The sequence below is a fragment of the Frankia sp. Hr75.2 genome (assembly GCF_949319125.1).
Classification (GTDB): Bacteria; Actinomycetota; Actinomycetes; order Frankiales; family Frankiaceae; genus Parafrankia; species Parafrankia soli.
Genome location: NZ_CASGGV010000315.1, coordinates 33,773 through 41,325 on the forward strand (window position 1 = coordinate 33,773; position 7,553 = coordinate 41,325).

At 68.0% G+C, this 7,553-nt stretch carries 7 protein-coding genes; 4 read left to right on the forward strand and 3 right to left on the reverse strand.

What is annotated here, in order from left to right:
• Positions 1-124: 124 nt before the first annotated feature.
• Both AC559T_RS28050 and AC559T_RS28055 read right to left on the reverse strand, forming a co-directional pair.
• Positions 125-1,411, reverse strand: a complete 1,287-nt coding sequence (locus AC559T_RS28050) for an amidohydrolase family protein (protein WP_112107477.1) — start codon at positions 1,409-1,411, stop codon at positions 125-127.
• 574 nt (positions 1,412-1,985) lie between these two features.
• Positions 1,986-2,816, reverse strand: coding sequence for an AraC family transcriptional regulator (locus AC559T_RS28055; protein WP_498870619.1), 831 nt, complete (start codon positions 2,814-2,816; stop codon positions 1,986-1,988).
• Between the two features lie 564 nt (positions 2,817-3,380).
• Between AC559T_RS28055 and AC559T_RS28060 the strand changes: the two genes are divergently transcribed.
• The gene (locus tag AC559T_RS28060; RefSeq protein ID WP_200835348.1) at positions 3,381-3,707 is read left to right on the forward strand and encodes an alpha/beta fold hydrolase; all 327 of its coding nucleotides are present in this window, start codon (positions 3,381-3,383) and stop codon (positions 3,705-3,707) included.
• A gap of 420 nt (positions 3,708-4,127) precedes the next feature.
• On the opposite strand, the gene AC559T_RS28065 is transcribed toward AC559T_RS28060, so the two are convergent.
• Positions 4,128-4,964 carry a TetR/AcrR family transcriptional regulator gene (locus AC559T_RS28065; protein WP_131628176.1) on the reverse strand — a complete coding sequence of 279 codons (837 nt, stop codon included), beginning with the start codon at positions 4,962-4,964 and terminating at the stop codon, positions 4,128-4,130.
• 84 nt (positions 4,965-5,048) lie between these two features.
• Here AC559T_RS28065 and AC559T_RS28070 point away from each other — a divergent pair, with 84 nt between their 5' ends.
• The 3 genes from AC559T_RS28070 to AC559T_RS28080 all read left to right on the forward strand — a co-directional run.
• Positions 5,049-6,083 (forward strand): zinc-dependent alcohol dehydrogenase, encoded by a 1,035-nt coding sequence (locus tag AC559T_RS28070; protein WP_498870620.1) that lies wholly within the window; start codon positions 5,049-5,051, stop codon positions 6,081-6,083.
• Positions 6,077-6,571: a VOC family protein gene (locus tag AC559T_RS28075; protein ID WP_498870621.1), complete on the forward strand. Its 495-nt coding sequence runs from the start codon at positions 6,077-6,079 to the stop codon at positions 6,569-6,571. Before AC559T_RS28070 ends, AC559T_RS28075 begins: the two co-directional genes overlap by 7 nt.
• 154 nt (positions 6,572-6,725) lie before the next feature.
• Positions 6,726-7,553, forward strand: an 828-nt coding sequence (locus AC559T_RS28080; protein WP_498870622.1) for an alpha/beta fold hydrolase, incomplete at its 3' end; no start/stop codon positions are given.

The window sequence follows — 7,553 nt, forward strand, 5'->3', positions numbered from 1 at the left end:
CATGGTCGGCGGTGCGATACGGGAGTATCAAGGGTTCCCCACTCAGCGAGCACGGCCCCCGACAACGGGACGAAAACGTGCGAGGCCACCTCGAGCACCCGCACCCCGGCGAGTGGCGCCGCGCTCACGCCGTGCTGGTCGGCTGGTGCGAGTGGGCGAACTGCCCCACTGTGACCGCCTTCCAGTTCCGAGTGCCGCGGGAGAGGATCGAGATGTCGTGGCCTGCAACTTCCCGCCGCAACGCGCCAGTCGTGCACTGCTCGCGCGGCCGGAGGGCGAACGGGTCGAACGAGAACACCCGCATGGCATTCAGGTGGGTGACTTTGTCGACCTGCGTGTCGGTCAGCCCGGCCACAGCCTCCGCCACCACCTCGGGGGAGCGCGGCCAGGTGCTGTCGGAGTGGGGGTAGTCGCATTCCCAGGTGATCATGTCCTCGTTCATCCGGTCGAGGTTGGCCAGGCCGAAGTCGTCGACGATGAAGCAGGTGACGACGTGGTCGAGGAAGACTTCGCTCGGTAGCCGGCCGCCGAGGTTGGGGCGGGTCCATGCCTTGTGCTGCTTGTAGGTGTAATCCACCCGATCGAGGAAGTACGGGATCCAGCCGATGCCGCCCTCCGACAATGCCACCTTCAGATTCTTGAACTTCTGGAAGATCGGTGACCACACGAGATCGGTCGCCGTCGGGAAGGTCTTGATGGCCGCGCAGGTGATCTCGACGTTCATCGGGGCGTCGGGTGCGGTGACCACACCGATACCGCCCGACCCGATGTGCACGCACACGACCGTCTCGGTCTCCTGACACGCCGCCCAGAACGGGTCCCAGTGGTCGCTGTGCAGTGACGGCAGGCCGAGAGCGTAGGGGTTCATCGAGAATCTGACCGCGTGCGAGCCCTTGGCCGCGGTCCGGCGGATCTCGGCGGCCATCAGCTGGGGGGCCCAGATGGGCGGGATCGAGTAGGGGATGAACCGGTCGCGGTAGGAGCCGCACCAGGCGTCGAGGTGCCAGTCGTTGTAGGCCTTCAGGACGGCGAGGGCAAGGCCGGGGTCCTGGTCGACTCGGCTGGCGAAGAACGGGCCGCAGAAGCGGGCCATCGACGGGAAGTTCAGCGAGGCGAGCACGCCGTTGACGCTCATATCTTTGACTCGTTCATGCACATCGTAGCAGCCCCGCCGCAGTTCCTCGAGCCGCGTCGGCTCCACGCCATACTCCTCAGGCGGGCGGCCGGCCACCGCGTTCAGCTCCGAGCTGCGGGCCTCGCCTTCGCCGAACACCCACTTGTCGCTCAGCTCGTCCGAGACGAGCCGGGGGGCCCGATCGGCGTACTTGGCCGGGATGAAGCCGTCGAACATGTCAGGTGGCTCGATCACATGGTCGTCCACGCTGATCAGGATTAAGTCGTCCTTGTTCACGCCGCCTCCGCTACCGCCGCCGCCATGATGATCCCGACGTTCAGCTCAGACGGCTCGATGGTCCACACCGGTAGTCATCAGCTCCGGTGCGAGCGCCATCCTTGCCCGTCTGGGACCGTCGGCAGCGTCCTGTGGGCTCATCATCGACGGCCCGACCCTGGCCGTCTTTGCGCGTTCGGCCAAGTCGTTGACTATTCCGGCCCCACCGTCGCGGTCTAATTCCCTAGTAGCCAATCCGATGCACTCGGCTGGCGATGATTTGCCGTATCCCACCGGCGGTCATTGGTCCGGATGAAGGGCATGAAGCCGGTCGCTGGCGGTGGATGTCAAGGCCGTTGGACACCGGCCAGCCCATCCTGCCCGGCAACGCCCGGACCCGGCGGCACAGTGCTGGCGGCGGATGGCGTGAACGACCTTTCCAACCGGGCAGTCGAGAAGAAGGAGAAGTGCCGTATCGGACACCGCGGGATGCTCACCAGGAAGCTCGTCGCCATGCCGGATACGTAGTCGGCAGCGTCCCGAGCGCCGCATTGTTCGCGGTGCACCGCCCGGCGTAACCCACCGGCGAACGGCCTCATTCGGCGCAGACGCGCTGGCGGTAGGCGGTTGGCGTCTCTCCCGCGTACTGGCCGAACGCCCGCGTGAAGGCGCTCACGCTCTGGAAGCCGACGGCAATGGCGATAGCGGTGACGTTCTGGTTCTGGCCGTCCTGCGCGAGCAGGACCATGGCTTTCAGTAGGCGGCTCTCGAGGTGGTACCGGCGCCAGGACATGCCGGTCGCGGCGGCGAACGCCCGGCGCAGCGAGCGCTCCGACGCCCCGATAGCCGCGCACACCTTGGGCAGGGACACCTCGGCCAGGTGCTCGTTGGTGTAATCCATGGCCGCGGCCACGAGCGGGTCGCGGCTGGTTGGCAGGCACAGCGGGGTCTCGCGGTCGAGCCATTCGACGACGAGGTGGGCGAGGGCTTCGAAGAAGGTGTCGGCCATCGGGTCCTGCACTGTCCGGCTGATCGGCCACCGCTTGGCGTGCAAGATCATCTCCCGGATCACCGGTGCGGCGGCGAGGATGCGGACCCGGTCGCCCGCCGGCAGGCCCATCGCAGGGTCGAAGAAGACCCCGACGGCCTTGACGTTGGTCATCGTGCTGGAGTGAACCATCCCGGCTGGGATCCAGACGGCCTGCTGGGGCGGGAGGAGATAGCGCGTCGTCGCCGTCTCGACGTGGACGATGCCTTCGAACGCGCACTCCAGCTGGTGAACCTCGTGCGAATGCCAACCGCTGACCACTTCGCGGCCGACCCCCAGGGCGTACGTGCCGGCTCGCACCACCGATACGTCGACACCCTGGTGCCGCAGACTGGCCGCGATGGGCGAGGTCGGGGAAGAACCCGCGGGGACCGCCATGGGCGGATAGTAGTGCCGCGTAGCTCCCTAAGATGATTTTGCAAGAAAACATGGCCGGGCACGACATCCGCCGCGGCGATCAGGTTGAGCGGCGTCGCGCCCGCGGCTGGGAGCAGGTAGAGGGCGCGAACCTTGGCGGCAAAGCCCTGGTCAGCGGGAGGGTCGCGACAGTCGTGGACCGCCGCCGTTCGAGATCGACTTCCTTGAGGATCCGGCCGATCGGCGCGACCGAGTGCCGTCCTGTCGAACGATCCACGCCGCCCGGTCGATGGGCTCGCCGGTGTCCAACGGCCTTGACGTCCACCGCCAGTGACCGGCTTCACGCCCTTCATCCGGACCAATGACCGCCGGTGGGATGCGGCAAATCATCGCCAGCTGGGTGCGTCGCATTGGCGACTGGGTGACCATTTCGGCCCCACCGTCGCGGTCTATTCCCCACGCCACAGACGGCCACGGTGGTGCCGGGCGGCGGCAGGGGAGGCGGCGTGAACAACCCGAGCAGACCGATGATGACGCCACACTCGCCCGTCCCGCTCAGCTGGGTCCGCAATCCGCAGCTGCGGATTGCCACTCGCGTCGGCGCCGGGCCGGGCCGGGCGCCGTGGGCGAATTCGTCGCCGCTGGCGAGGATGCCCGCCGCCTGCTCGAGGATGGCGGGCCGGTCGGCGGTGGCGGTGTGGTCGAGGGCGATCGCACGGTTCAGCCGGTGCAGCTCTCGAGAAGCGCGGTCACACCGCACTAGCTATCGATCTTCCCGGCCACGGTAAGCGCGTCGACGAGGACGCCACTCTCGCCCGCTACCGCGACGCGGTCGTTGAAGTGAGCGAACCCGGTGACGTGCTGGTCGGCCACTCGATGGGTGGCTTTACTGATGTTGTACTCGTGAGGTGACCGGCTATGGTGGTTCGAGTTGTAGGCCGGTTCCGGCCAGGAAGCCCCGTAGCAGGTCGGGGCGGTACTGAAGGGGTTCAGACACCGTCTGACGGCGACGGCATTGCGGAAAACCAGCTGTGACGATCCGTATCCCATCTACAACAGGTCGACAGGCGTTGTCGAGCACATTCGGCGCAGCTGCTCGCCCTCTCGCGCGGCAATGCGACAGCTTCCGTTTCGGACTGGTTGGTCAGCCAGCCGGCCTGATGGGCGGGGAAGCTGTCGGTGCCGATGTTACGCGGGGGCCTCGCGGCGTTGATGATCGCGTGGGCGTCGTGGGCGTCGGACCGGTGCACCCGACGCTGCTGGCCGCGACGATGGTCTCGGGCACCGTCCTGGACGTTGACCGGCGGCCGTTCGCGATGACCGACGCGACGCTCACCACCTGTCGGGGCGTCGGCTGGCCACGCCGTCGAGGAGGATCGCCATGCCTTGGGTGAAGACATCGTCGGCGGAGATGTCCGCGTAGATCGGTCCGGCCACGCGTAGGGCGGTGAACTGGCTGGCGGGCAGCGCGTCGAGAAGCTGGCCGAAGTCGGCGCCTCCGGCTTTTCGGCCCGTTGCCTGGCTGGCGGCACTGCGCTGGATGCTGGTGGCGGCGGCGACGAATTTCAGTGTGGTCGAGGTGGCGTAGGCGGCCTGCTCGTTGGTCAGTCCGGCCTCCAGGAAGAGTCCGAGGGCGGCGTCGACCACGCGGAGCATGTTCGGCCCGTACGCCTCCCCTCTGGTCGCGGACGGGGGGAGGGGTTGTTCGAGGAAGACCCGTCGCATCTCGCGCAGGAGCGCCTCGACGTCGGCGCGCCATCCCCGGCCGGTGCGGTCGAGGCGGATGTCGCCCATGACGTGGTCGGCGATCAGCGCGACGAGTTCCTCGCGGCTGGCGATGTGCCGGTAGAGGGATCCGGCGCTGGTGCCGAGCCGCACGGCGACGGCCCGCACGGAGAGCGCGTCCAGTCCGCCCTCCCGGAGGATCTCCAGCGCGGTGTCGATGATGCGCGCGGTGGACAGGCCCCCGGCGCGGGGCTTGCGCCGGGCCTCGACCGCCGCGCGATCCACCCACCAGCGCACCGATCCGGGCGCGACCGGTTCGCCCGAGGACGCGGGATCCGGCGGATCCGGCGGATCCGCCGGAAGTACGGCCCTGGACCCAGGCGAGTCGGACCGCAGGGTGGTCTCCACAGATGATCGCCGCTTCACCAGGCCATCCAACACCACCTTGACAGAATGCGTGCACTGTTCGCATACTTCATCGACTGAAAGGCGAACGGCGTACGCATCAGAGGGCGTGGAGGTTCTCCCATGAGCCGGGCCATCGTTTTCAACGGCGACGAGACCTGGGAGGAACGTGATCTGCCGGTGCCCGATCCCCGGCCGGGCGGAGCTGTCCTTCGGGTGGAGGCGACCGGCCTCTGCCACAGCGATATCGATCATTTCCGGGGTCATGTGCACACGTCCTGGGGCGGTGCGTTCCCGTCCATCGCCGGTCACGAGATCGTGGGCCGGGTGGAGAAGATCGACGCCGCGGCGGCCGCCGCGTGGGGCGTCGGGGAAGGTGACCGGGTCGCCGTCCGTGACATCGTGGTGACCCCCGCCGGTTACCGCATCTACGGGCACGACTTCTCCGTGGACGAGGGCTCCGGCCTGCACGGCGGATTCGCGGAGCACCTCGAACTGCTGCCCGGTTCCCAGGTGTATCGCCTGCGTGACGATCTCCCGGCCGAGGAGCTCACGGTCTTCGAGCCACTGAGCTGCGCGGTGACCTGGGTGGCGCCGGTGCGGCCGGACGATGTCGTGATCATCGAAGGTCCCGGCCACATGGGCATGGCCACCATCGTCGCTGCCCGCGCGGCCGGAGCCGCCACGGTGATCGTGACCGGGACGGCGAGGGACAGATTCCGCCTCGACTGGGCGCTGCGTGTCGGTGCCGACCACACCGTCGACGTCGACAACGAGGACCCGGTCGAACGGGTACGCGAGATCACCGACGGCCGGATGGCGGACGTGGTGATCGACGCCGCGGCGGGAAACCCGGTGACGGTGAACCTGGCCATGGATCTTGTGCACAAGGGTGGGCATGTCGTCGTCGCCGGGATGAAGGACGGCCCGCTCAAGGGCTTCCACAGCGACTGGATCCCCACCCGACGGATCACCCTCCACCCCGGCGCGGGCCTCGACACGGAAGGGGCGGTCGAGCTCATCAACGCCGGCCGGGTGCCGACCGCCGACCTGCTCGGCGACACCTTCCCCCTCGAACGTTTCGAGGAGGCGTTCGCCCTCCTGTCACGAAGGACACCGGGCCACGATTCGATCCGGGTCGCCCTGCGCCTGTGCTGAACACCGCCGTCCCGGAAACCGCCGATGGGGAGGAAAGAATGCCGGAGATCCGATGTTTCTCGCACGTCGGGATGACGGTGGCAGACCTCGACTGTTCAGTGGCTTTCTACACCGGTGTGCTTGGATTCCAGGTCCTTTTCGAAGTACGGGGAAAGGCCTGGGGACGCGTCGGCATCGGGATCGACGCGATGATGCTCGAGCTGTTCAGTCCCCATCCGACCGGCGGCCCCCATCCGACCGGGCAGGCCCTGGAACCGGCCGACATGCTCTACCCCGCGCCCTATGGTCGCCCGAAGATAGCTCTGACGGTGGCCGACATCGACGCCGCCTACGACGAGCTGGTCAAGCTGTCCGTTCCCGTCATCGGGCCGGTGACCGACACGGGGAAATCAAGACTTTTCTTCGTTCTCGATCCGGACGGGACGCTGATCCAGCTCCATCAGTTCGACGGGGGGCAGGAACGCGTGGCGGAACTCTTCGGTCGCTGAGATCAGCGTGTCGCAGCAGCCGGTGGGTGGCATCGGCGCGGATGTCCTCACACGCGGATCAGGGTCCGTTATCGAGTAAGGGCGGCAGTTCTTGAGGAGGTTCGCTGATGTTAGGAAACGAACACACGGGAGTCGGGAACGCGGGGTGCGCCCGATGAGCACGCCGGTCGCCACCGCCCCGCCCACCGTCATCGTCGACGTGACCGGCCGTGTGCCGATCGACGGCCCGCACCACATCGCGACGTGGGTCTTCCCGCCCCCGACGCGGCCGGCGGGCCCGGTGCCGCTGCTGTTCTGCCTCCCGGGTGGTAGCTACACGAAGGCGTACTGGCATCTGGACGTCCCCGGCCGCACCGGCTACAGCTTCGCCGAGCATCTGGCGGCCCAGGGCATGCTCGTCATCGCTGTCGACCACCTCGCCACCGGCGAGAGTTCCCGGCATCCGCGGGCCGCCGAGCTCACTCCCGACGTCGTCGCCGCGGCGAACAACGCGGCGCTCTCCGACCTGGTGGAACGCGCGGAGAAGGGCTCGCTCCTGCCCGGCCTGGGGCCGGTCGACGTCGGACCGGTCATCGGTGTTGGTCACTCGATGGGGGCTATGCTCGCCGTCTTCCAGCAGTCGCTGCACGGCAGCTTCGACGCCATCGCCCCACTCGGCTACGGCACGGTCGCGCCCTTCGCCACCTATCTCGCCGGAGACGACCGCACCCGCATACCCAGCCTCGAGTCCATCATGGTCCCGGCTCGGGCCGGCGCCTACGACGAGCCGTTCAAGTCCGACCGGGCCAATCCGGTCATCCGCCGCCATTTCTACTGGGAGGACGTCCCCGCGGACGTCATCGCCGCCGACGACCTCACGAGTACCCATCTTCCGGGCGTGACCGGGCCGCTGTCGATCGTCCCGTTCATCACCTCGGACCATGCCGGACGGGTCCGCTGCCCGGTCTTCATCGGCCTGGGTGAGCGTGACTCCACCCCGAAT

Coding starts and splice junctions, on each gene's coding strand:
- AC559T_RS28070 (WP_498870620.1), top strand. CDS start 5,049: ATGAGCCGGGCCATCGTTTTCAACGGCGACGAGACCTGGGAGGAACGT.
- AC559T_RS28055 (WP_498870619.1), bottom strand. CDS start 2,816: ATGGCGGTCCCCGCGGGTTCTTCCCCGACCTCGCCCATCGCGGCCAGT.